Source organism: Bacillus cereus group sp. N8, assembly GCF_016483685.1.
Taxonomy (GTDB): domain Bacteria; phylum Bacillota; class Bacilli; order Bacillales; family Bacillaceae_G; genus Bacillus_A; species Bacillus_A proteolyticus.
This window is the reverse complement of sequence record NZ_JAEHBK010000003.1, coordinates 228881-252515: the sequence shown is the minus strand read 5'-3', so window position 1 is coordinate 252515 and position 23635 is coordinate 228881. Positions and strand designations below refer to the sequence as shown.

The following is a 23635-nucleotide window of genomic DNA, read 5'->3' as shown; positions in this document are numbered from 1 at the left end:
GGTGCTCTTTTTTATGTGTATCAATCATGTAGATTCTTTTTCGGGTGAGGTAAAAAATTCGTTGGTTTTGTTGGAGAGTAGAAATGGAATAGCTCCTTTTATGACAGAAATATCCCAGTCCCACCATGCAAGTTTTTCTAGTTTTTCAATGGTTTCTTGTGGGAAACGATAGCGAACTAGTTTGGCAGGGTTCCCAGCCACAATTGCATATGGAGGTACGTCTTTTGTAACTACACTTTTTGCACCGATAATGGCCCCGTTACCAATTGTAACACCAGATAAAACGCAGGATTGATAACCAATCCATACATCATTGCCAACTACGATATCACCTTTTGATGAAGGGTGACCGGTAATATGTGCTCCTTCTTCGAAGAGGACATTAAATGGATAAGTTGTTATCCAATCAGCACGATGTTCACCGCCAAGTACGAAAACGACTTCTTCTCCTAATGAACAAAACTTACCTATTTTTAATTTTGTTTCATCATTCCAAGAAAAAATAATAGGGCCTACTTTACTGTAAGTATAATCACCGATATCATATTTATTATATTCAGGTTTTTGATTTAAATATAACATACCAATTTTAGCATCCTCTCTAAAGAAAGTAATGGATATGGAACATTATATGCAAGGTGAAGTAAGGCGAACTATGTTGTATGAAATAGTAATGTGCAAAAATGTTAGTAGGCAAGATGAATAAAAGGGAGTGGAATGCATGAGATACGAAATGGGATTATATAATAAACCTTTTCAGTCAATTCGATTAGGGAAAAAAGTATATGAAATACGCTTATACGATAAAAAACGTCAACTTATAAAACAAGACGATGAAATTGTATTTACGAACCTTACGACAGCAGAAACGATGGCTGTAAAAGTAACGGAGATAAAGCGATACGAAAGCTTTAAAGCAATGTACAAACAAATTGATAAAAAATTATTTGATTGTGAAGAACTTAGTATAGAAGAAATGTTAGAAAGTACATATGAAATCTATACAAAAGAACAAGAAAAAGAATGGGGAACAGTTGCGATTGGTGTTGAGGTAATAAAGTGAGAAGAAATCGCGGCGTGGCTATTATTGTACAGGACGGTAAAATTGCTCTTATAAAACGTGTTCGAGAAGATGAGATGTATTTTGTTTTTCCAGGCGGGGGAATTGAAGAAGGAGAAACACCTGAAGAAGCAACGAAGCGAGAGGTTTATGAAGAATTAGGGGTACATATACAAGTGGAGCATCTGATTGCAAAGGTGGAGTATAAAGGTACGGAGTATTATTATAATGCCCATATTATAGGTGGAGTTTTCGGAAGTGGTAAAGGCGAGGAGTTCGAGCTGAAAGATAGAGGGAGTTATATTCCTTTATGGATGCCGGTAAATGAGTTGCCAAATGTAAATATAAAACCGTATGAAATGGCCCAAAGTGTATTCGATTATTATAGGGAATAAGGTCTGACAACATACAAAAAAAACCATTGACATAGCCTTCTGATTTAAGTATTGTATTCGAGTATGTTTATAATCAGGAGGTTTATATGAGCAATCAAACTACTACACATCATGTGAAAATGACAACAGCAGATCCATCTGGAATTGGTCTATTTGGATTAGCGATGGTAACACTTGTAGCATCATCTCAAAAGTTAGGCTTAACAGATGGCGTTTCACTTGTATTACCATGGGCAATCTTTTTAGGAGGATTTGCACAAATCTTTGCATGCATTCACGATGCAAAGCATAATAATACGTTCGGTACAACAGCATTTGGTGCGTACGGCCTATTTTGGTTAGGTGTTGGAATGACTTGGTTAATTCAACTTGGAGTATTTGGTGAAAAATTAGCCCAAACGGCAGATTCAAAACAGCTTGGTGTAGCCTTTATCGGATACTTGATTTTCACGATCTTTATGACAATTGGTGCAATGGAAACACATAAAGTATTATTTATGATTTTCGTCCTTATTGATTTCTTATTTATCGGTCTTTCATTAAGTACTTTAGGTGTTATGCCGCACGCAATGCATAATTTAGCAGCGTATTCTGAACTATGTATTTCATTATTATCTTTCTATGGTTCAGCAGCAGCTGTGTTAAATACACACTTCGGAAAAGTAGTATTACCAGTTGGAAAACCATTTGGTATTTTTAAAAAGTAATAAAGAAGAACGGATGATTGTATAGTCATCTGTTCTTTTTTTTATGGAATTAAATAAAATAGCAAAAAATATAATTGAAATTGATTATCATTATTAATATAATGATAATCATTTATTGTAAGAGGGGGATGCCAAAGTGGCGAAAATTTTAATAGCGTATGCAAGTATGTCAGGGAATACAGAGAGTATTGCTGATTTAATTAAAGTAAGTTTAGATGCCTTTAATCATGAAGTAGTATTACAAGAGATGGAAGGTATGGATGCTGAAGAATTATTAGGTTATGATGGAATCATTTTAGGATCTTATACGTGGGGTGATGGTGAATTACCATTTGAAGCGGAAGATTTCCATGATGAGTTAGAAAATATAGATTTAACGGGTAAAAAAGTGGCTGTTTTTGGATCAGGTGATACGGCGTATGAACTGTTTTGTGAAGCGGTAACGATATTTGAAGAACGTCTTGTGAAATGCGGAGCAGAGCTTGTACAAGAAGGATTGAAAATTGAATTAGCTCCAGAAGATGAAGAGGACGTTGAAAAATGCAGTAATTTTGCAATTGCTTTTGCTGAGAAGTTCTAGGAATGGGAGTGTCAACGTGGAAACAGAGTTCAGTGCAACCGCTATTACAAAGTTAAGAGATGGAAAGCTTTTGTTAGCTACTACATATAATGGTTTATTCATTGAAAACGATGGAGAATGGAAACAGATTTTAACTGGGTTCCAAAAACGAATTCGAGATTTACATAGTGAAGGTAATGTAGTTTACGGGGTAGGAGATGAAGGAGCTTTTATTCGTAGTATGAATTGTGGAGAAACGTGGACAATCCAGCGCTTTCCAACAAAAGCAACGAGTTGGAATGTGTGTAGTAATGTACAAGGAACTGTCATTGCTCATGGAGATAAAACACTGTATCTTTCCAATAATTTCGGTTCTACATGGGAGACCATTCATCCATTTCTTGATTATGGTAGTGATGCACCGTCTATTCGTTCGTTATTCTTATATAAACATTACTTATTTATCGGTACGAAAATACATGCGAAATATGGTGGTGTTTGGTTTTTTGATTTAGAGAAACGTAAATTAAGAAGAATTAAAATAGCGATGAATCAAATGATTTCTGCGTTGACTATACATAATTCTTATTTAGTAGCAGCAAGTGGATCGTGTAAAGGAATTGGCGGTAATATTTCTTTTCGTAAAATAGATGAAAGTATTGAGAATGAAAAACTATATTGGCATACATGTCAAAGTGAGCAGAAAGCTAGTAGCTATTTAGATTTAAGTGTAGATCAACATGTGTTATATACGACTTCAACGCAAAATAAGGCAGGCGTTAGCACGGTTTGCCGAGTGCATCTTAATGAAGGAATTGTTACAGTATGTGACTCGGTTAAAGGGCATGGTTGGCGCATTGTGAATGAAAAAGAGGACTATGTTGTAGCTGGATCAGGTGAATTAAAAGCGATGCAATGGGAGAAAGAAGTTATTTAGTAAAAAAACTTTGCTTTTATTATATTGATATGATATAGTTACTTTAAACCATTTTACTTTTAATAATATAGAGATTTAAATGAGCTGTAACTTCCAAGGGGGTAGCAATGTTAAATCTCCTTCGGGGGTTGCAGTTTTTTAAGTTATGACGTATTATTGTAAAGTGGTTGAAAATGAATATGTACATATAGGTACATTGTAGGAGGATTTTTTAAATGCAAAACGGTAAAGTAAAATGGTTTAACGCAGAAAAAGGTTTCGGTTTCATCGAAGTTGAAGGCGGAGAAGACGTATTCGTTCATTTCTCAGCTATCCAAGGCGACGGCTTCAAATCTTTAGAAGAAGGTCAAGAAGTTACTTTCGAAGTAGAACAAGGTAACCGTGGACCTCAAGCTACAAACGTAAACAAGAAGTAATTATGAAAAAAAGAAGGGCTTGCCCTTCTTTTTTTTGCGTTCTTATTGAATATCCTCCAATGTACATATGATAATAAGACTGAATTTTTATTTTTTTACACGAGGTATTTCATGCATAAAGTGCATTAATAAATAAATACTGAAAATAAAGTATTTGTGTGAAAAGGAATTTAGAAAGAGGTAAATAAATTGAAAAATGCTACACATTTCATTGTGTTTGATATTGAAAGGAATTTTAGGCCGTATAAATCGGAAGATCCGTCAGAAATAGTTGATATTGGAGCTGTAAAAATAGATGTGAGTACAATGAAGATTATTGAAGTATTTTCAGAGTTAGTAAAACCAAGTGCTCCATTAACTCGTCATACAACAAAATTAACTGGAATTACAAAGAAAGATTTAATTGGTGTAGAGAAGTTCCCTCAAATTATAGAGAAATTTATTAAGTTTATCGGAGAAGATTCTATATTTATTTCATGGGGAAAAGAAGATTATCATTTTCTATCTCACGATTGTACATTACATGGTGTAGAATGCCCATGTATGGAAAAAGAGAGCAGATTTGATGTGCAAAAATTTGTTTTCCAGGCGTATGAAGAATTATTTGAGCATACACCAAGTTTACAATTTGCAGTGGAGCAGCTTGATTTAACGTGGGAAGGTAGGCAACATCGTGCTTTCGCAGATGCTGAGAATACAGCGAATATATTTCTTAAAGCATATAGTGAGAGAGATATTAATAAGCGATACAAGAGACATGGTGAGCTTGAACTTGTAAAGAACGGAAAACTAACAGAAAAAGCGAAAAAAAAGATGCGAAAATGGGCATTTAAAGAAATGAAAAAAAGTGCAGAGCGTCCTTTCGTATGGAGTGTATTTGAAAGTAGTGACACGTGGGAAAGTATAACGGAAAGATATTATATAAGTGAATCTGCAGTAGAACTACTAAAAAAACACTTTCCTACTGCAGTGAGAAAGGCAGAGCGGCAACTTAGGTATTTGGCTGAGATGGAGGAGAATACAGAGGTTAAATGAGATTCGCCTCCATTTCTAACTACATAAATTTAATGTCATCGTATTGACGGGTGAATAATGTATTCATATTAAATAGGAATAAACTTGTTGTTATAATTGCTTTGAAAATAAAGGCGTAGTAAGAATTGTAAAATGTATTAATAAAATAAGAACTCATAGAAATGAAAGAGTGGACAGTTAAATGGAAGCGATCTTTAATATTTTAACCGTTTTAGTTTGTGGTGTAATATTCACGTTACTTTTAGCAGTAATTACACTTCCTCTTATAGCAAAGAAGAAGAATTGGAAAAAACTTAACATATCTTTAAACCGTCGGGTATTAACGATTAAAATAGAAGCGTAAGATAAGATTTTTATACAAGGGAGATGTGATAGTGATAAACTTGGATATCAAAGATGTCAACGTAAAGATGGAATTAAACGGTGTCTTTTGGAATGAGGATAGAATTGCTGAAATGATGGTGACTACAAAAGCAGAACATTCTCTTATTCTTCGTCTATTAGTTAACTTAGAAAGTAAAACTATTAGTGCGATGAGTGCCAAGATAGTGAATGGATTCTGCCCTCTGTGCGAACAGAAAAGGGATGAATGTAGTGAACTTAATGACTCACAAAACAAAATGGATATTTTAGAAGAAGCCTACGATTGGGTGAGAGAACATCCAAAATATCGTTTTCAATTATCTTTTTACGAGTACAATAAATTTGAGGTAGTGAAGTGAAAATTTCATTTTACCAACATACATAGTGACTAAAAGGACACCAAAAACTTATAGAAGGACTTGGTCAACTAGAAATATTGAAGCAAATATCTGTAATGGAAATATGCTTGTACAGCAAGGAAGGGATCTACTTGATCCTACAAAAAATGTCATCTTGGATCAAAAAAATTTTAAAATAAGCATATTTTGTTATACAGCAGAGAAACCGATTCTTAGTAGAATGGGTTTTTAATATAAATGTTAACTATGTCCAAAATAAAAGAGCGCTTGTTAATAGCGCTCAGTAAAAATAGTTATATGGAAGCATTTATTCAATCCCGTTCGGATCATAAGAATATTGTTGCTTATTCTCAATCCGCTCAATCACGTCTTGCAATTCATCCGGCTTTAGAAACTCAATTGGAGAGAATCCTTTTTCAAATGTAAGTGTGTCTGCTTCGATCATTAGTACGTATCGGTCATTTACCTTTGCGATATGTATTTGATCTCCAAAATCAGCAAGCAGGGCCTTCACAGAGATATGATCTGCTTTTAACTTTAATTCTACTTCAGGAGCATGCTCGACGATTTGAGCGGTAGCTTCCATTACTTCTTCGGTTGAAAATTGTTCCATAATTTCGCGTTTCGGACTGGCAGCCCATACTTCCATCGCTTGGTCGAATTGTTCGCGTTCTTCAGTACCTTCTTCAAATACATCTTCAATTTGGTCGTATACCATGTCCATTACTTGTGTTTTCATAATTTCAGGCATAGAGCGTTCGTACTCTACGAATTTTAAGAAGTCTTCAAAGTAACGGGCGTGTGATGCTTGGTGAATTTTTAGCTCGCCTACTTCGACGATGCCTTCTTCAGGCATGTACGGATATTGGATAGATTTCATGTTTTTTGTTGTGATGGCCATTTCGACGTTACGAATCAGTGTGGATTCATCGGAAATAGAAGCGACTTTCGGCTCGAAGTCACATTTCATAACGAAAACGAATGGATCATCAAAGTATTTACGTAGTTTTGCTTGAGCGATTAAAAATACACCACCACGTACAGCGCTTGTGTCAAGATATGTATAAACGAGAGGTTCGCTCATATCTTTGAAGTGTTCTTTTGTTTCTGCAAAGCGAATACGATTAAAAAGGTTATAATGAGGGTTTGAATCAAGTTCATGTCCTTCTTCTACAATAAAGCGACCAATCTTGGTTGGGGCTTGTTCTGTTTTTGCGTGACGTTCTACTTTTCGCTTTGAAATTTTTAATAATTCACCATTCAAAAATTCTTTTAAGGAGCTATCTTCATATTCTTCAGCGTCTAATGTTTGAAAATGTTTATAGCGTTTATCAACTGCTTCACCTTTTCCTTCTACTTGTACTACATAAAAGGAAAGAAAATTTATTTCAAAATCCATTTTTATCACCTTGTTTCATTTCATTAACTCTTATCAGTATAGAGATGTAAAAAACTTTCGTCAATTTATATAAGGAAGGGGGAGTCCCTTCCTTATATATTTATTAGTTTTCGAAATTAAAATCCATCTTCTAATGCTGAAAATGGAATGTTTAGTCTGTTTTCAACTGTACGTAAACGCTGATTTAAGCGGTTTAATCTACGCGTATGTCGCTCAACTGTGTTTTCTAGTTGACGTACTCTTTGCTCAAGCTCATTTACTCGTCGTTCTAGTTGACGGTTTCCAGTACCAGGGAAAGAGATTGGAAGTTGAAATTGACGATTTTGATCATATGGATTAACTTGTTCTGATTGATCTATATATTGTTGGTATTGTGCCTGTAAATCATACTGAGGTTGGTATCCATATTGGTTATATGGATCATAAGGATTGTAGGGATACATAAAAACATCCTCCATTTCTTTATAATTAGGTTGAATTCACCATAATGTATGTGCAAACGCGGAGTAGTGGCACGGCAAATACCTAGATGCGCTGAAGGGATTGATTGTTTTGATCTATAAAAATTTGGTTGCAGTTGTTTAATAATAATCATATATGAGAAATCAGCATTACGTTTCATGAAGCATGTAGGTGAATAAAGAGGTGAAATGAAAGAGTTTTCCAATTGTATTCTAGTCGTTAAATGGTATATACTGGATATAGAAAGGTTACATAAAAGTTACAATCTTACCAAACTCAAAAATTTATATAAATATGTATAGACATTTACAAAAGAAAAGAGTAATTTAAATAGAGTAAAAAACAACTTGTAACATTTTCTAAATATATTGTAAAATGATTGTAACAAAACATACATAAAATGAAATAATACTTAAGAAATAATGTTGGGGGAAAAGGAGAGAGTATATTGTTCCGAAAAGTAAAGGGTATATTAGTTGGGGTACTATGCGTAGCTGTAGTAAGTGGTTGTGGCGCAAAAGTAAGTGATGTGGCATTAGTGAGTGATATTGGTGGGAACGTTGTAGAGGCTAAGGCTGATGTACAGGATTCAATTAGCTTGGTTGATGCGCGTACTGGTACTGAAGTAAAAAAATTAGATTTATCAAGTTTAGGTTATTTTGAAGATGAAGCGAAATTCAAAAAATCGGTAACGAAGGTTGCAAGTGAAGTTGGGAAAAGCGTTGACAAAAAGATGGTTCCTTCACGTATAGCTCCTGATGGAAGTTGGCAAGAAGGAAAACCTTCTTATGAATTAATGGAAAAAGAATTAGTAGATAAATTATTAAACGTAGGTATGTGGGATTCTTCATATCAATTACCTATTGTTGAGAAAAAGCCTATCGCAACATTAAGTGATGCGCAAGGAAGTGGCACGGTAATTGGTAGATATGAAACGAATTTAGGTGGATCAGCAGGTGGCCGTATTGAGAATATTCGTTTGTCGGCAGCGAGCATAAATGGAGTTGTATTAGCAAAAGGAGACAGTTTCTCTTTCAATGCATTAATCGGTGATACAACGCCAGATAAAGGATATCAATTAGGTAAAGAAATTGTAGATGGTAAATTAGTAGATGGTTATGGTGGTGGCGTTTGTCAAACATCATCAACTCTATACAATGCAGCAGATCAAGCTGGTTTGAAAATGGTAGAGAGAACTACACATTCTAAAACAGTAGGTTATGTCCCGCAGGGAAGAGATGCTACAATTGCGTATCCTTATTTAGATTTAGTGTTTGAAAACACGAATGATGCGCCTGTTAAGCTATATATGGGCATACAAGGCGGAAAGTTAGTTGCTGAAGTACATAAGATGAAATAAATATCATAAGTTATAAGAATAAAAGATTGGAAGCCGGTATTTCTAAGTTTGTTAGAAGTACCGGCTTTTTGTGTACGGTGTATAAAGAAGAGTAATTTTGATGGCATATTGTTTGTATGTACGAAATAAGTATAAATTTAATTCTTAGTTTTCCTATTGACATTGTTTTAATTTATCTGTATTCTTCATAATAACAACTTAATAAATGGAAAAATTTATTAGTTTTCTTATCAAGAGAGATGGAGGGACTGGCCCGATGAAATCTCAGCAACAGGCTATAAAAGTACTGTGCTAATTCCAGCAAACGAATGATGCGTTTGGAAGATGGGGGGAAATGGATTAACATTCAACTCTTCTTATATGTATAAGAAGAGCTTTTTGTTTAGAGAGGGGGGATAGAATGAAATTTGATGCAACGTATTTTTTAGAAAGTTTTCCGCAATTATTTAAGTATGTATACATAACTTTAGGGATTACTGTTGTTTCCATGATTATTTCTTTCTTTATAGGGATTGGCTTGGCAATCATAACAAAAAACAAACCGAAATTTTTATATCCAATTGCAAGGGTGTATATCTCTTTCTTTAGAGGAACACCGTTATTAGTTCAATTGTTTGTGTTGTATTTCGGATTGCCACAAATATTTCCGGCTTTTACAGTACTTACAGCTATGCAAGCAACCTTAATTGGTCTCAGTTTAAATAATGCTGCTTATTTGTCAGAGATAATTCGAGGTTCATTAAATGCTGTTGAATCAGGGCAAATGGATGCTTGTTTATCAGTAGGGATGACAAAAGCACAAGCCATGCGGCAAATTATCTTTCCGCAGGCTATTCGTGTAGCAGTGCCGTCACTTGGAAATAATTTTGTTGGATTGTTAAAAGAATCTTCGTTATCTTTTGCGCTTGGGGTGGCTGAAATTTTAGCACAAGCGAAAATGTTAGCTGCTCAATCGTATCGTTATATGGAAAGTTATTTAGCGGTAGCGATTGTGTATTGGATTATTACAATTGCAATTAGCTGGGGGCAGAAAAAATTAGAAAAGAAACTTGATGCGCCGTATTTATAACAGAAATGAGGTGAAGTATGTGATTGAGATAAGTGATTTGTATAAATCCTACAAACTTAATGAAGTGTTAAAGGGAATTTCACTTACTGTGAAAAAAGGGGAAGTGGTAGTAATTATTGGACCTTCTGGTTCAGGGAAATCGACCCTATTGAGATGTTTGAATTTATTAGAACAACCGAATGATGGAAGTATTAGAATTGAAGATTTAGAGATTCATGTGAAGAAAATTTATAAAAAAGAAATAATACAATTACGGCAAAAAACAGCTATGGTTTTTCAAAACTATAATTTATTCAAAAATAAAACAGCACTGCAAAATATTACAACGCCATTAACGGTTGTACAGAAAAAAAGTGAAGAAGAGGCAAAGAGAATAGCGAGAGAAATATTAAAACAAGTAGGATTAGCTGATAAAGAAGATTTTTATCCAACGATGTTATCAGGGGGGCAACAGCAAAGGGTAGGGATTGCTAGAGCAATGGCTTTAAATCCCGTTGTATTATTGTTTGATGAACCGACTTCTGCGCTTGATCCAGAATTAGTTAATGAGGTACTGCAAGTTATTAAAGACTTGGCAAGACAGCATATAACGATGGTTATTGTTACACATGAAATGAATTTTGCAAAAGAGGTGGCGGATCGCATTATATTTATGGCGGATGGAATTATCGTAGAGCAGGGAACGCCAAAAGAGATTTTTAGAAACCCACAAAATGAACGTACGAAAAAGTTTTTACGACAATTAAATGCATCTGAAGAAGGAAATCATTTCGTTATTTAGGAGGAAGAGTTATGAGGAAATCGTCATTATTACTAACGATAGCATTAACACTATCAGTTAGAGCTTTGTCTGCATGTGGTTCAAACGTATCAAGTGAAAAAACGAATGAAAAAGTAGTGAAAGTTGGGACTTCTGCAGGTCGTAGTCCATTTATTTTTAAAGAGGGTGAGAAAGTAAAAGGTTTTGATGCTGAAATTATTGAAGCAGCTGCTAAAAAAGCTGGATATAAAGTAGAATGGAATGTTTCTGATTTTGAAGGATTATTTGGTTTATTAGATTCTGGTCGTATTGATACGATTGCAAATGAACTATCCGTTTCTCCGGAAAGAAAAAAGAAATATGATTTTTCAATCCCGTATGTGTATTCAGGATCTGTTTTCGCAGTGAAGAAAGATAATAATACAATTAAATCGATAGAGGATCTGAAAGGGAAGACTGTAGGTGTTGGACTTGGTACGGCAGGAGAGCAAGAGTTAAAAGCTTTAAATAAAAATAATGCTTTTACGATTAAAACATACTCAGAGGATCCGACAGCGGAATTGAATGAAGTAGGATTTGGACGCGTCGATGCTTATTATAATGATAAAGTTCAAGTAGAAACAACAATAACAAAGGCGAAACTAGATAATGTGAAAGTAGGATTTGGTCCACTTGAATGGGGAGAGATTGCATTTCCATTTGCAAAAAAGAGTGAAAAGTTAGAAGATATAAATAAATCGTTAAAAGAATTAGAACAAGATGGAACATTAAGCGATATATCGAAAAAATGGCTAAAAATTGATGCTACAAAAAAACAAAATTAAGGTGTATTCGTTGAATGGGCCTATTGCCTATCAACTTACATAAAAAACTAAAGGGAACTGGAGAGGAAGCTATTCATGGTACAAATTCATTCGAAAACATATATTGGTCATGTGGAATTTAAAGTTAAAGATTTAGGGCGTCAAATTGCTTTTTATGAGAATGTAGTAGGATTAGAAGTAATTAAACAAGAAGGGAATAAAGCATATTTATCTGGAAAGGGTGGTAAGAATACGCTGCTTGTTCTTGAAAAGTTGGAGGATGGGGTACTGCAAGAACCACGTACGACTGGTATATATCATGTTGCCTTTTTGGTTCCGACTCGTGAGGCTTTTGCTTCGGCATTATTTGGTGTGCTTCGTAATAAGAACGTAATTGATAGTCCAGCTGAGCAAGAAGGGCGTTATACATATTCAAATGAAATTTTACCAATTTCAAGGTTTAATAGCGCAAGTGATCATACGTATAGTGAGGCGTTTTATTTACAAGACTTAGAGGGTAATGGTATCGAAATATATGCAGACCGACCGCGAGATCAGTGGGGAGAAGGGCCAGGAGGAAGTACGCCACTTGATTTAAAAGAACTAGCAGTGCTCGTTGATTATGAGTTTGATGGCCTACCAGCCGAAACGGTGGTTGGGCACGTACATTTACGAATAGCTGATGTTGAGAAGGCACATGAGTTTTATGTAGATACAGTAGGTTTTGAAGTACAACAGCGTGAAGATGATTGCTTATTTATTTCGGCAGGAGGCTATCATCATCATATTGGTGCAAATACGTGGAACGGGGTAAATAATCCACATCCACCAGCATATGCAACGGGACTAAAAGTGTATACGATTGTACTGCCTCATAAAGAAGCGTTAGATGAAGTGAAAGAAAGATTAATAGAAAAACAACATGAACTAAATGAAACTTCAAATGGATTTACGGTAGTAGATCCAAGTGGTGTTACAGTGCAGTTTGAAATAGAAGCAGTATAAAAGAAACCAGAAAGTGTGTAATCACTTTCTGGTTTCTTTTTGATACGTAATCCAAGTAGGGCAAGGATTAAAAGGCAAGGATTTTAATATTTCCATTGCATATATACTCGTTGAATCGAATTCACCTTGTATGAAAGAATAGCTGTGTTTATTTGCATATGTAGTTTGTTCGAAAACGAGCAGTTTCAGTAATGGTAAATCTTCTGTAGTGTGAGTCCCACACCATCCAAATTCTAACGTATTATCCTTTTCTGATGTATGGAGGAAAGAGTACGCAATAATTTGATTCTCTTCATCTATAATGAGAAAGCTCCCATCTAGTAGTACATCAGCAGCCAAAATCATTTCTTGCCAAGTTTCGAGAGGGAATGAGGCAACAGGATTTACTAAGTGAGTATGCTCGTAATTTGCTTTTACTAAGTGAGCTAGTTTTTTAAGTAAACTATTATCGGATAAAATATTTGATATAGTTTGTAAACGATAATTTGAAGTAAGAACTGTATTGGTAAGAACTATTTTTTGTAAGTCTAATATCGGCATATATGTTCTTCGGATTTCAATAAAATTATTTTCTTCATAAAAGGCTTTTAACTGAGCTAAAGTTTCCCATATGGAAGTCTGCAATGGTAGAATGAATTTTTCTCGTTTTTGAACCTCAGTTAATAAATGTTTTTTAATTTGTAGTTTTGAGCAGAGAGGGTTCGTGTATATTCGAAAGTATGTGCAGTATGGATGGAAGTTACTGCTCCAGGCGATAAAAATGCCTACTACATCTTTGTTATAGTAGGCAACATACGCACATTTTACTTTATTATTTCGTAATAAGTGAAGTAGATTAGATTCTTCATTGTATAAAGCAATAAGTTGTTTTACTTCTAATTCATTGCTCGCTTTATATTTCTTTATAAAAAGAGTGTTTTCGTTGGATGATTTATTCATAGTTCAATCCAAAACCTTCTTACAACATTACCATCTTCTTCAGTGAAATCTTCATCACGAAGACCGCCGTTATGTAAAATCGTTTTCTCTGAAGCCGTATTCACTTCGTCGCAAACGACAAGTGCTTTCGTGATGTTTAATTCCTTCGTTTTTTCTATTGATAATGCTAGTAACTTCGTAGCATAGCCTTTTCTTCTTTCAGAAGGACGAATGCCATAACCGATATGGCCTCCAGCATTAAACAAATGATCAGTTAAACTATGACGTATATTAACAGCTCCTACAATTCTATTTTCAGCTGTAACGAGCCAATATGTAGAATCCGGTACCCAAGTTTCAGGGATATTTATTCCATTATGGGCATCGAGTAGTTCTTGAATCATAGCTGGGAAGTTGGCAGGATCTTTTGAGATAACCCACGGAATCATCGTTTCACCGCTATCTTTCCATTCGTTATAGAAATCTAGGTATTCTTCTTGTAAATCGGTAGTAGGTGTAAGTAAAGAGACATTCATTGTTAGTAAGCTCCTTTTATTTTATGTATTATTTCACAAAAATTGCGGCATAAAATGAAAGCGTTTTCTGATTTTCTCAACTTCATTTCATGAAATCCACATTCTGTTTTCAAATGAAAATGAGTTGTGCTTTGAAATTTAAAGGTTTTCGTATGAAAAGTAGGATGTTTTTGTTTATGTTAATATTTAAAATATTAACATAAATATATCGGAATATTAAGTGAATTTTAATGGAATGATTTTATATCGATAAATGGATGTGTGTGATAATTTTTGTTGCATCTATCTATAATGAATGAAAGGGGGAAGTGTTCGTGAGCTTACATATTGATTTTATTATGCTAATCGGTGTTGCTGGTTTATTAGGAGCGATGATTGGTATTGAAAGGGAAATTCGATCAAAAGAAGCGGGATTAAAGACTCATTTCCTCGTAGCGGTAGGGAGTGCTTTAATAATGGTTGTTTCAAAATATGCCTTTTCAGATATTATATTTGAAGATCATATGTCTCTTGATTCAAGTCGTATTGCAGCGCAAGTTGTTAGTGGAGTGGGGTTTTTAGGTGCAGGTACAATTATTATTCAAAAGCAGGCAGTGAAAGGGTTAACGACAGCGGCTGGTTTATGGGCTACAGCAGGAATTGGGTTAGCAATTGGAGCGGGTATGTATGTAGTAGGGATTGGAGCTACGATTCTTGTTTTAATTGGTTTAGAGATTGTAAGTCGTATTTTTAAGTTGCGATTTTTATTTTCGCAAAGTATTACAGTCCAAATTTGTATGAATAAACATGAAGCGGTGCAACAAATATTAGAGACGCTACAAGTAAAAGGTATTCCAATAATTTCATATGAAGTTGAAGCTTTACAGCAAGATACAGGTGTGGTTTATAAGGTAGGAATGCAGCTGAAAAGTATATCACCTGAAGAAAAGAATGCATTCATTCAGTATATGCAAACATTACCGGAAATCACGTTTATAAAGTTAAAATCATAGCGTTGAAAAAGGGGTTAGATGTAGCAGGAATTTCGCTATTATCTATCCTTTTTTTAACACAAATCGCATGGAGAGTCAAGCGTTAATTTTGCTATGAATGGATACATATGTGAACGTTACCTTATTTTTTCTCAATACAGAATAAAAGTCAGAATAGTAGAGTAATGGTGTGGGACACTAAAAAATGTAAGGTAGGGGAGAGTATGAAAGGCTATTCAAAAAAAGTTTTAGTAGGGGTAAGTTTTGCTAGTTTAATGTTAGGGAGTTTTCAAGGGAACATATTGGCGGAAGATACTAAGGGAGAGCAAGTTTCATATCGAAATGTGCTAAAAATGGAGCCGGTTGGTGTACAACTGCCAGTGGAAGAATTAGCTCATTCATCGAAAGTATTAGAAAGCAAGTCTTTTGAGAAAAGGCTACAATTTGCTGATTTATCGCAAAGACCGCCTGAAGTAAAAAAGGAAAGTAAGCAATTAGCTGTAGCGAAAACTTATACGATTGCTGAATTAAATCAATTAAGCAATCAACAATTAGTAGATTTACTTGTAACAATCGATTGGGAGCAAATTACGGGGCTATTTCAGTTTAATAAAGATAGTCTAGCATTCTATCAAAATGATAGTAGGATACAGGCAATTATTGATAAATTGAAGCAGCAAGGACAAACTTATACGCAAGATGATTCAAAAGGGATTGAGACATTAGTAGAGGTATTGCGATCTGGTTTTTATTTAGGGTTTTATAATACAGAATTAAGTAAACTGAATGAACGAAGCTATCATGATAAGTGCTTACCTGCATTAAAAACGATTGCGAGCAACCCGGATTTTAAGCTCGGTACATTAGAACAAAATAGAGTTGTATCATCATACGGAAAATTAATAGGAAACGCTTCGAGTGATGTGGAAACGATAACATCGGCTGCAAAGATTTTTAAACAATATAACGATAATTTTTCTACATTGGTAGATAATCTGTCAGCTGGAAATGCGATTTACGATATTATGCAAGGTGTGGATTACGACATTCAATCGTATTTGTACGATACGAGAAAAGCACCGAAAGATACAGTATGGTATCAAAAAATAGATAGTTATATTAATGAGCTAAGTCGTTTTGCATTAATGGGAACGATTACAGCGAAAAATGGATGGCTTATTAATAATGGCATTTATTATACAGGTAGACTCGGTACATTCCATAGTACAGGAACGAAAGGGTTGCAAGTTGTAACAGATGCGATGAAAATATATCCGTACTTAGGGGAGCAATATTTCGTAGCAGCTGAGCAAATTACGACGAATTATGGAGGAAAAGATGCAAATGGAAATACGGTTAATTTAGATCAAATACGAGAAGATGGTAAGAAAAAATATTTACCGAAAACGTATACGTTTGATGATGGTGCAATTGTTTTAAAAGCTGGAGATAAAGTGACTGAGGAAAAAGTAAAACGCCTATATTGGGCAGCAAAAGAAGTGAAGGCACAATTCCATCGTACCGTTGAAAGTGACCAGCCTTTAGAAAAAGGAAATCCTGATGATGTATTAACGATGGTTATTTATAATAGCCCAGATGAATATCAATTTAACCGTCAATTGTACGGATATGAAACAAATAACGGTGGTCTTTATATAGAAGGAACAGGTACGTTCTTTACTTATGAACGTACGCCACAAGAAAGTATTTATAGCTTAGAGGAATTGTTCCGCCATGAGTTCACGCATTACTTACAAGGTAGATATGAAGTGCCAGGACTTTGGGGACAAGGTAAGCTGTATGAGAATGAGAGGTTATCTTGGTTTGAAGAAGGGAATGCTGAGTTTTTTGCAGGTGCAACGAGAACGGACAACGTCGTTCCAAGAAAGAGCATTATAGGAGGACTATCTTCAAATCCAGCAGAACGTTATACAGCAGAACGGACGTTAAATGCAAAGTATGGAACTTGGGATTTTTATAACTATTCCTTTGCTTTACAATCTTATATGTACAACAAGAGATATGATATGTTTGATAAAATTCATGATCTTATTAGAAAAAATGATGTAACAGCATATGATGCTTATCGCTCTGCTTTAAGTAAAGATGCGAATTTAAATAAAGAATATCAAGACTATATGCAAATGTTAGTTGATAATCGTGATAAATATAACGTTCCGTTAGTATCAGACGATTATTTAGCAACTCACGCACCGAAACCAGTTTCGGATATTGCAGCAGAAATGACAGCAGAAGCAAAATTAAGTAATGTATCGGTAAAGAAAAATAAGTCTCAGTTCTTTAATACATTTACACTACAAGGAACATATACAGGAACAGCTGCAAAAGGAGAAAATGAAGACTGGAAAACAATTACACAAAACGTTAATGATACGTTAAAACGTTTAAGTGCGAAAGAATGGACAGGTTATAAAACGGTAACTGCGTACTTTGTGAATTACCGTGTGAATGCAGCAGGCCAGTTTGAATATGATGTTGTGTTCCACGGCATTAATACAGAAGAAGGTGCAGTGAATAAAGCACCAGTTGCGGTAATAAATGGTCCGTATAGCGGAAATGTGAATGAAGCAATCTCGTTTAAAAGCGATGGATCAAAAGATGAAGATGGGAAAATTGTTTCTTATAAATGGGAGTTTGGCGATGGTACTGTAAGTAATGAACAAAACCCAACGCACGTTTATACAAAAGAAGGAACGTATACAGCGAAATTAACAGTAACAGATGATAAAGGATTAATTAATACTGTTACAACGAATGTAACGGTTCAAAAGAAAGAAGATAACAGTGTAGAAAAAGAATCAAACAATTCATTCCAGACAGCAAATAAACTGCAATTAAATCAAGTTTTACGTGCTAGTTTAGGGAACGGTGATACGAGTGATTACTTTGAAATAAATGTGGAAACTGCAAAAAACCTTCAAATTAACGTAACGAAGGAAAATAATATTGGAGTAAATTGGGTTCTTTATTCAGAAGCTGATTTAAATAATTATGTTACGTATGCTAAGACGCAAGGAAGTAAATTAGAGGGTAGCTACAATGCGCATCCAGGTAAGTATTATTTACATGTATATCAATATGGTGGGGGATCAGGGAATTATACGGTAGAAGTGAAATAGCAAAAAGGTCGCCATGAATGGCGACTTTTTTATTACACGTTATACCCAAATAATTTTAAATCTTCTCCTGAGTCTGAAATTATTTTTTCGAATCGCAATCCTACTTTTTCTAACAGATTTCCTGAAGCAGCATTATCTATAGAAGTAATTGCTACAATTCGTTTCATACCTAGCTTATGTACACCGTATTCGATTACCGCAGCAACTGATTCATAGCCGTACCCTTTTGAACGGAATTTTTCTAAAAAGGCAAAGCCGATATCAATATCTTCTAATGAATCCCTTTTAATAAGGCCGCACATACCAAGTGGAGTGAGATCTTCTTTTCGTTCAACTAAGTAAAGACCAAAGCCCATTTTATTATACATATCGACAGGTCCGTTTAAGATGTAATTTTTTGCATCTTCTAAGTTTTTAATCCTTTTATCACCGATAAACTGAATCCATGCAGGATCGTTTACTAACTCGAGAATGAACGGAGCATCTTGTATATTGAACCAACGAAGAGTGAGTCGTTCAGTTTCAAGAACTATCAATCTATTGCACCCCCTTTAAAAGTTATAATAATTAGTATGGATTGTGTAACACAAAAGCGCAACATATTTTAATAGAGCCCTGCTTGTTCACATAAAGTTCGATTGTTTTGTATAAAAGGATATTTTATAATTAGGATTGATTGTAAAGAGTGAGATGCTTATACAATGACTCCTAGGAAACTGGGAGTTTTTACTATATAACTATCATTATTACTAAATATGACGCACTACACATTCTACTTAAGGAGGTACATAATGAAGAAATTATATAATGCATCGTTTACGTATTTAATTATTGGTTTACTATCAGGAATATTCGCTAGAGAGTATGGAAAATTTAAAGGGATTCTAGGATCTACACTATTAAATCTTTTGCATACACACACGCTAGTGCTTGGCTTTTTCTTCTTTTTAATTGCTTTAGGATTAGCAAAAGTATTCGCGTTTCATGAAGTGAAAGGATTTAATAACTGGTTTGTTTTACATAATATTGCGTTAACATTAATGTTAGGTTCGCTGGCAGCGAGAGGTCTTCTTCAACTAAATGGAGCGGACTTTAAAGGGTTAACTTATATTGTAGGATTTTCCCATTCGTTAATGGCAGTTACTTTAGTTTGGTTTATGTTGTTAATAAAGAAGTCATTTAAAATATAGTTTTATAGAAAAGAACTTGCAATATTTATTGCAAGTTCTTTTTGTTTATTCGACAGTAGGAAACGAATTTTATATGTATAAAACTTGAATTATTTAATTTTTCGGATTATTATGTATAAAATAGTTAACATATTTTGTAATTCAAATTTATAGAAAGTAGGAGAGTGTACGATGGAAATAACGATAGAGCGTTTAGTAAATGAATTAAAGGGGGTACTTCCCGAAGATCGAGTAGTTGTGAATACGACAGTAAGAGAGTTACATAGTAAAGATGAATCTTATCATGCTAGTAGTTTACCTGATGTAGTAGTTTTTCCGAAAACGACTGAAGAGGTTAGTAGATTAATGAAAGTAGCGGGTGAGCATAAAAAACCTGTCGTTCCTTTTGGGGTAGGTTCTAGTTTAGAAGGACATGTCATTCCATATGAAAAAGGAATTACAATGGACTTTTCGCTCATGAATAAAATACTCGAAATAAGAGAGAAAGATTTTCTCGTGAGAGTACAGCCGGGAGTGACTCGCTCTCAGCTCAATAAAGAATTGAAAAAGTATGGATTATTTTTTAGTGTAGACCCAGGAGCAGATGCAACGTTAGGTGGAATGGCAGCCACAAATGCGAGCGGAACGACAGCAGTTAAGTATGGTGTAATGCGTGATCAAGTACGTGATTTAGAAGTCGTTCTTGCTGATGGGGAAGTAATACATACTGGAAATTTAGCAGCGAAGTCATCATCAGGTTACCATTTAAATGGTGTTTTCGTAGGATCAGAAGGTACTCTTGGATGCTTTACAGAGTTAACATTAAAAGTATACGGCATACCAGAGCATGTTATGGCTGCGAGAGCATCGTTTCCAACTATAAACGATGCAGTAGAAGCTGTTATTAATATACTGCAAGCGGGTATTCCAATTGCGAGAATTGAACTTGTAGATGAATTATCTATGAAACAAGTAAATCATTATAATGAAACAAGTTACAGAGAAGAACCTACACTGTTTTTAGAGTTTCATGGTAATGAAGCTGGGCTAAAGCAAGATATTGAATTTACGAAGGAAATTGTTTTTGATCATAAATGTAAAGAAGTTGCTTTTGAAACGGAAACTGCGGCGAGAAATAAATTATGGGATGCACGGCATAATCTAGCATATTCTTACGTTCATAGCTATCCTGGTAAAAAGCTTATGAGTACAGACGTATGTGTACCAATTTCAGAATTAGCTGGTGCAATCCAACATGCGAAAGAGACTTTAGATAAAGTAGGTCTTGTCGGTGGTATTCTTGGTCATGTAGGAGACGGGAATTTCCACGTGCTCTTAATGATTGATCCGAACGATAAAGAAGAAGTGGAAAAGGGCGACGAAATAAATGAAAGTATCGTTTTATACGCTCTTAAACGAGGTGGAACGTGTACGGGAGAACATGGCGTTGGAATCGGAAAACGAAAGTATCAAGAAGAAGAACATGGGGCGGCATTATTCGTAATGGAAAAAATAAAGAAAGCTCTTGATCCGCAAAATATTTTGAATCCGAATAAAGTTTTTCAGTTGAAGGATAGGGGATGATGGGGTGAAAGTACTAGAAGCGATAAGTAATATAGCTGGAAAGTATTTTGCATTTTGGGTTATTTGTATTGCAGCTATTGCATATTTCATTCCTGGACCATTTCTCGGGTTAACAAGTTACATAACAATATTACTTGGCGTTGTTATGTTTGGGATGGGGTTAACATTAAAGGCTGTTGACTTTAAAATCATTGCTACAAAACCATTGCCAGTTATTATCGGTGTATGTGCTCAGTTTATTATTATGCCACTAGTCGCATACGTACTAGCCTACGTTATGAATCTGCCAGCCGAATTAGCAGCTGGATTAGTGTTGCTCGGTTCAGTACCGGGTGGCACTGCATCAAATGTTATGGTTTATTTAGCAAAAGGGAACTTAGCGTTGTCTATTGCAATGACGTCATTATCAACGTTATTAGCACCAATTGCCACACCTCTTATTTTATTATTACTTGCAGGACAATGGATGCCAGTAAATCCTATGTCTATGTTTCTTTCTATCGTACAAGTCATTATCATACCTATTATTTTAGGATTAGTAGTGAAGAGGTTTTTCCCTAAAACTGTTACGAAAGGAATGACCGTTATCCCTTTAATATCAGTTTTAGCAATTATCATTATTGTTTCAGCAGTGGTTTCAGCGAATGTAAGTAGCATTACTTCTTCAGGCCTGCTTATCTTTATTGCAGTTATGCTCCATAATGCATTTGGCTTTTTACTCGGATATATAACAGCGTTCGTACTTGGACTAGACGAAGGGACAAGAAGAGCTATTTCAATAGAAGTAGGAATGCAAAATTCAGGTTTAGGTGTTGCGCTAGCAACAGCACATTTTGGACCAGCTGCCGCACTCCCAAGTGTATTAGCAGCAGTATGGCATAATATTGCAGGACCAATTTTAGCAACCATCTGGTCAAAAAATGCAAAGAATACTTTCAGTGATGAAAATGTATCGGTAAATATAGAAAAATAGGAATGATAAAGAATGCAAAAACGTATTGTACATTTTGAAGGACTTGTTGTTTTGTTAGCCACAATTTATGCGTATTCAATATATGAATTTAGTTGGATTATATTTTTTGTGTTCCTTTTAGCACCGGATTTATCAATGTTAGCGTATGGGATAAATAATCAAGTTGGTGCTAAAATATATAATATATTTCACACATATATTATATCCATATTAGTAGTTATCATAGGTGTCTATTTTAAGATAGATACCGTTATAATGATTGGTTTAATATGGACAGCGCATATTGGGATGGATCGAATGTTTGGATATGGCTTGAAATATGAGACGGATTTTAAAGATACTCATATTCAAAGGTTATAATTGCTTTTGAGGAGAGGGATACATTGAAACAGAGAATTACAATCGAAGAATATAACATCAAATGGGAAAGTGAATTTAATAAGCTACAATCGCTCATTAACAATGCAATAAAAGAACTTGTTTTTTCCATTGAACATGTTGGGAGTACATCTGTTAAAGGACTTACCTCAAAACCAATACTAGATATTGACATAGTAATAGAAGATTACGAAATTTTTCCTGAAGTAGTAACAAAGCTTGAAACAATCGGATACTATCATCAAGCGGAATGGAGCTTCAAAGGAAGAGAGGCGTTTGGCAGAAAGGACGCTTTCGTTCCGTGGGACGGAGAAAGTATAGTTTGGATAGAACATCATTTGTATGTGTGTGACAAAAATAGCGAAGAGCTAAGAAAACATATAGCGTTTCGGGATTACCTTCGTGAACATGAAAATGTTGCTATTGAATATGGACGCTTAAAGGAAAAGTTAGCAAGAGGATCGGAAAATCGAGCGAGCTATAGCGAAGGTAAGACGGCATTTATTATAAATATATTAGGGAAAATGAACTAAGGCGGCATGGAATACATGCTGCCTATTCTTTTGAAATAGAAAGTTGCCATTATAAAACAAATACAAACTGGCCCTGTTGAATGCTACGAGACTTAAATATAATGAGAAATAAAAGACCGGAAAAGAGGGAGATTATGTACATACCAAAATACTTTGCAATACAAGATGAAGAGATGAAGTACGAAATAATTGAACAAAATAGCTTTGCGACGTTATTTTCTCAACATAATGGAGAACCATATGCAACGCATTTGCCGTTGTTACTGAATAGAGAAACCTTTACATTATATGGTCACTTTGCACGTCCGAATGAACAGTGGAAAGATAGTGGGAAACAGCAAGCACTAGCTATATTTCAAGGACCGCATAGTTACATATCACCGTCATGGTATGAAACAAACAATGCAGTACCCACATGGAATTACGTTGCAGTGCATGTATATGGTGAATTAGAAATTGTGGAGGATGAACAGGAATTAATAGATTCTCTTCAAGAGTTAGTACATAAATATGAAGATCCAGAGGGTACCTACTCGCTAAATGAGGTAGATTCGAATTATATGGCAGGATTAAGTAAGGGAATAGTTGGATTCAAAATAAAGATAAATAAAATAGAAGGAAAAGCGAAGTTAAGTCAAAATCATTCTGTAGAGAGACGGAATTTAGTTGTGGAGGAACTTGAGAAAGTTGGTAGTGAGGGGAGCAGGGGGATTGCAGAGTTGATGAAAAAATAGAGTCTACTTG

28 protein-coding genes and 1 riboswitch are annotated in these 23635 nt (G+C 34.9%); of the genes, 22 read left to right on the top strand and 6 right to left on the bottom strand.

The genetic code is table 11. The features are described 5' to 3' along the window. Window positions 1–24: 24 nt before the first annotated feature. Complete coding sequence (locus tag JDS80_RS07695) at window positions 25–582, bottom strand: CatB-related O-acetyltransferase (RefSeq protein WP_199637895.1); 558 nt, start codon at window positions 580–582, stop codon at window positions 25–27. Window positions 583–721: 139 nt separating this feature from the next. On the opposite strand from JDS80_RS07695, the gene JDS80_RS07690 reads away from it, so the two are divergent. The 9 genes from JDS80_RS07690 (at window position 722) to JDS80_RS07650 (ending at window position 5831) form a co-directional block, all read left to right on the top strand. Further along, window positions 722–1063, top strand: a complete 342-nt coding sequence (locus tag JDS80_RS07690; protein WP_199637893.1) for an ASCH domain-containing protein — start codon at window positions 722–724, stop codon at window positions 1061–1063. After that, window positions 1060–1455, top strand: a complete 396-nt coding sequence (locus JDS80_RS07685; protein ID WP_071771995.1) for an NUDIX hydrolase — start codon at window positions 1060–1062, stop codon at window positions 1453–1455. The genes JDS80_RS07690 and JDS80_RS07685 overlap by 4 nt, the downstream gene beginning before the upstream one ends. 86 nt (window positions 1456–1541) lie before the next feature. Then, window positions 1542–2162 (top strand): acetate uptake transporter, encoded by a 621-nt coding sequence (locus tag JDS80_RS07680; RefSeq protein ID WP_000070943.1) that lies wholly within the window; start codon window positions 1542–1544, stop codon window positions 2160–2162. Window positions 2163–2298: 136 nt separating this feature from the next. Beyond that, on the top strand, window positions 2299–2742 hold the full coding sequence (locus JDS80_RS07675; RefSeq protein ID WP_199637891.1) for a flavodoxin: 444 nt from the start codon (window positions 2299–2301) through the stop codon (window positions 2740–2742). A 16-nt stretch (window positions 2743–2758) separates the two neighbouring features. Next, entirely contained in the window at window positions 2759–3658 is a 900-nt protein-coding gene (locus tag JDS80_RS07670) for a beta propeller repeat protein (RefSeq protein ID WP_199637888.1), read from the top strand. Between the two features lie 215 nt (window positions 3659–3873). Beyond that, window positions 3874–4074, top strand: a complete 201-nt coding sequence (cspB, locus tag JDS80_RS07665; RefSeq protein ID WP_001179147.1) for a cold shock-like protein CspB — start codon at window positions 3874–3876, stop codon at window positions 4072–4074. A 189-nt stretch (window positions 4075–4263) separates the two neighbouring features. Further along, a complete protein-coding gene (locus JDS80_RS07660) occupies window positions 4264–5109 on the top strand; it encodes an exonuclease (protein ID WP_199637886.1) in 846 nt (281 codons plus the stop codon). A gap of 181 nt (window positions 5110–5290) precedes the next feature. Next, window positions 5291–5452, top strand: a complete 162-nt coding sequence (locus JDS80_RS07655) for a hypothetical protein (RefSeq protein ID WP_199637884.1) — start codon at window positions 5291–5293, stop codon at window positions 5450–5452. Between the two features lie 31 nt (window positions 5453–5483). Continuing rightward, window positions 5484–5831 carry a hypothetical protein gene (locus JDS80_RS07650; RefSeq protein WP_199637882.1) on the top strand — a complete coding sequence of 116 codons (348 nt, stop codon included), beginning with the start codon at window positions 5484–5486 and terminating at the stop codon, window positions 5829–5831. Window positions 5832–6138: 307 nt separating this feature from the next. On the opposite strand, the gene JDS80_RS07645 is transcribed toward JDS80_RS07650, so the two are convergent. Together JDS80_RS07645 and JDS80_RS07640 are read right to left on the bottom strand one after the other, a co-directional pair. After that, a complete protein-coding gene (locus tag JDS80_RS07645) occupies window positions 6139–7230 on the bottom strand; it encodes a DUF3900 domain-containing protein (protein ID WP_199637880.1) in 1092 nt (363 codons plus the stop codon). A 116-nt stretch (window positions 7231–7346) separates the two neighbouring features. Then, window positions 7347–7673, bottom strand: coding sequence for a hypothetical protein (locus JDS80_RS07640; RefSeq protein ID WP_098501387.1), 327 nt, complete (start codon window positions 7671–7673; stop codon window positions 7347–7349). Window positions 7674–8140: 467 nt separating this feature from the next. On the opposite strand from JDS80_RS07640, the gene JDS80_RS07635 reads away from it, so the two are divergent. The 5 genes from JDS80_RS07635 (at window position 8141) to JDS80_RS07615 (ending at window position 12689) form a co-directional block, all read left to right on the top strand. Beyond that, window positions 8141–9052 (top strand): VanW family protein, encoded by a 912-nt coding sequence (locus tag JDS80_RS07635; RefSeq protein WP_000488981.1) that lies wholly within the window; start codon window positions 8141–8143, stop codon window positions 9050–9052. Between the two features lie 224 nt (window positions 9053–9276). Then, window positions 9277–9383, top strand: a riboswitch (SAM riboswitch). 69 nt (window positions 9384–9452) lie between these two features. Continuing rightward, window positions 9453–10121, top strand: a complete 669-nt coding sequence (locus JDS80_RS07630; RefSeq protein WP_199637878.1) for an amino acid ABC transporter permease — start codon at window positions 9453–9455, stop codon at window positions 10119–10121. Between the two features lie 19 nt (window positions 10122–10140). Then, the gene (locus JDS80_RS07625; RefSeq protein ID WP_199637876.1) at window positions 10141–10902 is read left to right on the top strand and encodes an ATP-binding cassette domain-containing protein; all 762 of its coding nucleotides are present in this window, start codon (window positions 10141–10143) and stop codon (window positions 10900–10902) included. 11 nt (window positions 10903–10913) lie between these two features. Further along, window positions 10914–11705 carry an amino acid ABC transporter substrate-binding protein gene (locus tag JDS80_RS07620; RefSeq protein WP_199637873.1) on the top strand — a complete coding sequence of 264 codons (792 nt, stop codon included), beginning with the start codon at window positions 10914–10916 and terminating at the stop codon, window positions 11703–11705. A 75-nt stretch (window positions 11706–11780) separates the two neighbouring features. After that, window positions 11781–12689 carry a VOC family protein gene (locus JDS80_RS07615; RefSeq protein WP_071747613.1) on the top strand — a complete coding sequence of 303 codons (909 nt, stop codon included), beginning with the start codon at window positions 11781–11783 and terminating at the stop codon, window positions 12687–12689. A gap of 21 nt (window positions 12690–12710) precedes the next feature. On the opposite strand, the gene JDS80_RS07610 is transcribed toward JDS80_RS07615, so the two are convergent. Together JDS80_RS07610 and JDS80_RS07605 are read right to left on the bottom strand one after the other, a co-directional pair. Beyond that, entirely contained in the window at window positions 12711–13628 is a 918-nt protein-coding gene (locus JDS80_RS07610) for a GNAT family acetyltransferase (RefSeq protein ID WP_199637868.1), read from the bottom strand. Further along, the gene (locus tag JDS80_RS07605) at window positions 13625–14143 is read right to left on the bottom strand and encodes a GNAT family N-acetyltransferase (protein WP_199637865.1); all 519 of its coding nucleotides are present in this window, start codon (window positions 14141–14143) and stop codon (window positions 13625–13627) included. The genes JDS80_RS07610 and JDS80_RS07605 overlap by 4 nt, the downstream gene beginning before the upstream one ends. Before the next feature lie 314 nt (window positions 14144–14457). Between JDS80_RS07605 and JDS80_RS07600 the strand changes: the two genes are divergently transcribed. Further along, window positions 14458–15135, top strand: a complete 678-nt coding sequence (locus JDS80_RS07600) for an MgtC/SapB family protein (protein ID WP_199637862.1) — start codon at window positions 14458–14460, stop codon at window positions 15133–15135. A gap of 203 nt (window positions 15136–15338) precedes the next feature. Then, window positions 15339–18254 carry a collagenase ColA gene (gene colA, locus JDS80_RS07595; protein WP_199637859.1) on the top strand — a complete coding sequence of 972 codons (2916 nt, stop codon included), beginning with the start codon at window positions 15339–15341 and terminating at the stop codon, window positions 18252–18254. Window positions 18255–18286: 32 nt separating this feature from the next. Here the strand turns inward: colA and JDS80_RS07590 are convergent, their stop codons facing one another. Beyond that, entirely contained in the window at window positions 18287–18790 is a 504-nt protein-coding gene (locus JDS80_RS07590) for a GNAT family N-acetyltransferase (protein ID WP_199637856.1), read from the bottom strand. A 255-nt stretch (window positions 18791–19045) separates the two neighbouring features. Between JDS80_RS07590 and JDS80_RS07585 the strand changes: the two genes are divergently transcribed. From JDS80_RS07585 to JDS80_RS07560, 6 genes are all read left to right on the top strand, one after another. Further along, window positions 19046–19444: a DUF2871 family protein gene (locus tag JDS80_RS07585; RefSeq protein ID WP_199637853.1), complete on the top strand. Its 399-nt coding sequence runs from the start codon at window positions 19046–19048 to the stop codon at window positions 19442–19444. Between the two features lie 171 nt (window positions 19445–19615). Beyond that, window positions 19616–21007, top strand: coding sequence for an FAD-binding oxidoreductase (locus tag JDS80_RS07580; protein WP_199637851.1), 1392 nt, complete (start codon window positions 19616–19618; stop codon window positions 21005–21007). Window positions 21008–21011: 4 nt separating this feature from the next. After that, entirely contained in the window at window positions 21012–21980 is a 969-nt protein-coding gene (locus tag JDS80_RS07575; RefSeq protein WP_199637849.1) for a bile acid:sodium symporter, read from the top strand. A 12-nt stretch (window positions 21981–21992) separates the two neighbouring features. Beyond that, window positions 21993–22340: a DUF4260 domain-containing protein gene (locus JDS80_RS07570; RefSeq protein ID WP_199637847.1), complete on the top strand. Its 348-nt coding sequence runs from the start codon at window positions 21993–21995 to the stop codon at window positions 22338–22340. A gap of 23 nt (window positions 22341–22363) precedes the next feature. After that, window positions 22364–22891 carry a GrpB family protein gene (locus tag JDS80_RS07565; protein ID WP_199637845.1) on the top strand — a complete coding sequence of 176 codons (528 nt, stop codon included), beginning with the start codon at window positions 22364–22366 and terminating at the stop codon, window positions 22889–22891. Window positions 22892–23025: 134 nt separating this feature from the next. Next, window positions 23026–23625 carry an FMN-binding negative transcriptional regulator gene (locus JDS80_RS07560; RefSeq protein ID WP_199637843.1) on the top strand — a complete coding sequence of 200 codons (600 nt, stop codon included), beginning with the start codon at window positions 23026–23028 and terminating at the stop codon, window positions 23623–23625. Window positions 23626–23635 lie beyond the last annotated feature (10 nt).

Coding starts and splice junctions, on each gene's coding strand:
- JDS80_RS07695 (WP_199637895.1), bottom strand. CDS start 582: ATGTTATATTTAAATCAAAAACCTGAATATAATAAATATGATATCGGT.
- JDS80_RS07690 (WP_199637893.1), top strand. CDS start 722: ATGAGATACGAAATGGGATTATATAATAAACCTTTTCAGTCAATTCGA.
- JDS80_RS07680 (WP_000070943.1), top strand. CDS start 1,542: ATGAGCAATCAAACTACTACACATCATGTGAAAATGACAACAGCAGAT.
- cspB (WP_001179147.1), top strand. CDS start 3,874: ATGCAAAACGGTAAAGTAAAATGGTTTAACGCAGAAAAAGGTTTCGGT.
- JDS80_RS07655 (WP_199637884.1), top strand. CDS start 5,291: ATGGAAGCGATCTTTAATATTTTAACCGTTTTAGTTTGTGGTGTAATA.
- JDS80_RS07645 (WP_199637880.1), bottom strand. CDS start 7,230: ATGGATTTTGAAATAAATTTTCTTTCCTTTTATGTAGTACAAGTAGAA.
- JDS80_RS07640 (WP_098501387.1), bottom strand. CDS start 7,673: ATGTATCCCTACAATCCTTATGATCCATATAACCAATATGGATACCAA.
- JDS80_RS07630 (WP_199637878.1), top strand. CDS start 9,453: ATGAAATTTGATGCAACGTATTTTTTAGAAAGTTTTCCGCAATTATTT.
- JDS80_RS07620 (WP_199637873.1), top strand. CDS start 10,914: ATGAGGAAATCGTCATTATTACTAACGATAGCATTAACACTATCAGTT.
- JDS80_RS07615 (WP_071747613.1), top strand. CDS start 11,781: ATGGTACAAATTCATTCGAAAACATATATTGGTCATGTGGAATTTAAA.
- JDS80_RS07610 (WP_199637868.1), bottom strand. CDS start 13,628: ATGAATAAATCATCCAACGAAAACACTCTTTTTATAAAGAAATATAAA.
- JDS80_RS07605 (WP_199637865.1), bottom strand. CDS start 14,143: ATGAATGTCTCTTTACTTACACCTACTACCGATTTACAAGAAGAATAC.
- colA (WP_199637859.1), top strand. CDS start 15,339: ATGAAAGGCTATTCAAAAAAAGTTTTAGTAGGGGTAAGTTTTGCTAGT.
- JDS80_RS07585 (WP_199637853.1), top strand. CDS start 19,046: ATGAAGAAATTATATAATGCATCGTTTACGTATTTAATTATTGGTTTA.
- JDS80_RS07580 (WP_199637851.1), top strand. CDS start 19,616: ATGGAAATAACGATAGAGCGTTTAGTAAATGAATTAAAGGGGGTACTT.
- JDS80_RS07570 (WP_199637847.1), top strand. CDS start 21,993: ATGCAAAAACGTATTGTACATTTTGAAGGACTTGTTGTTTTGTTAGCC.
- JDS80_RS07560 (WP_199637843.1), top strand. CDS start 23,026: ATGTACATACCAAAATACTTTGCAATACAAGATGAAGAGATGAAGTAC.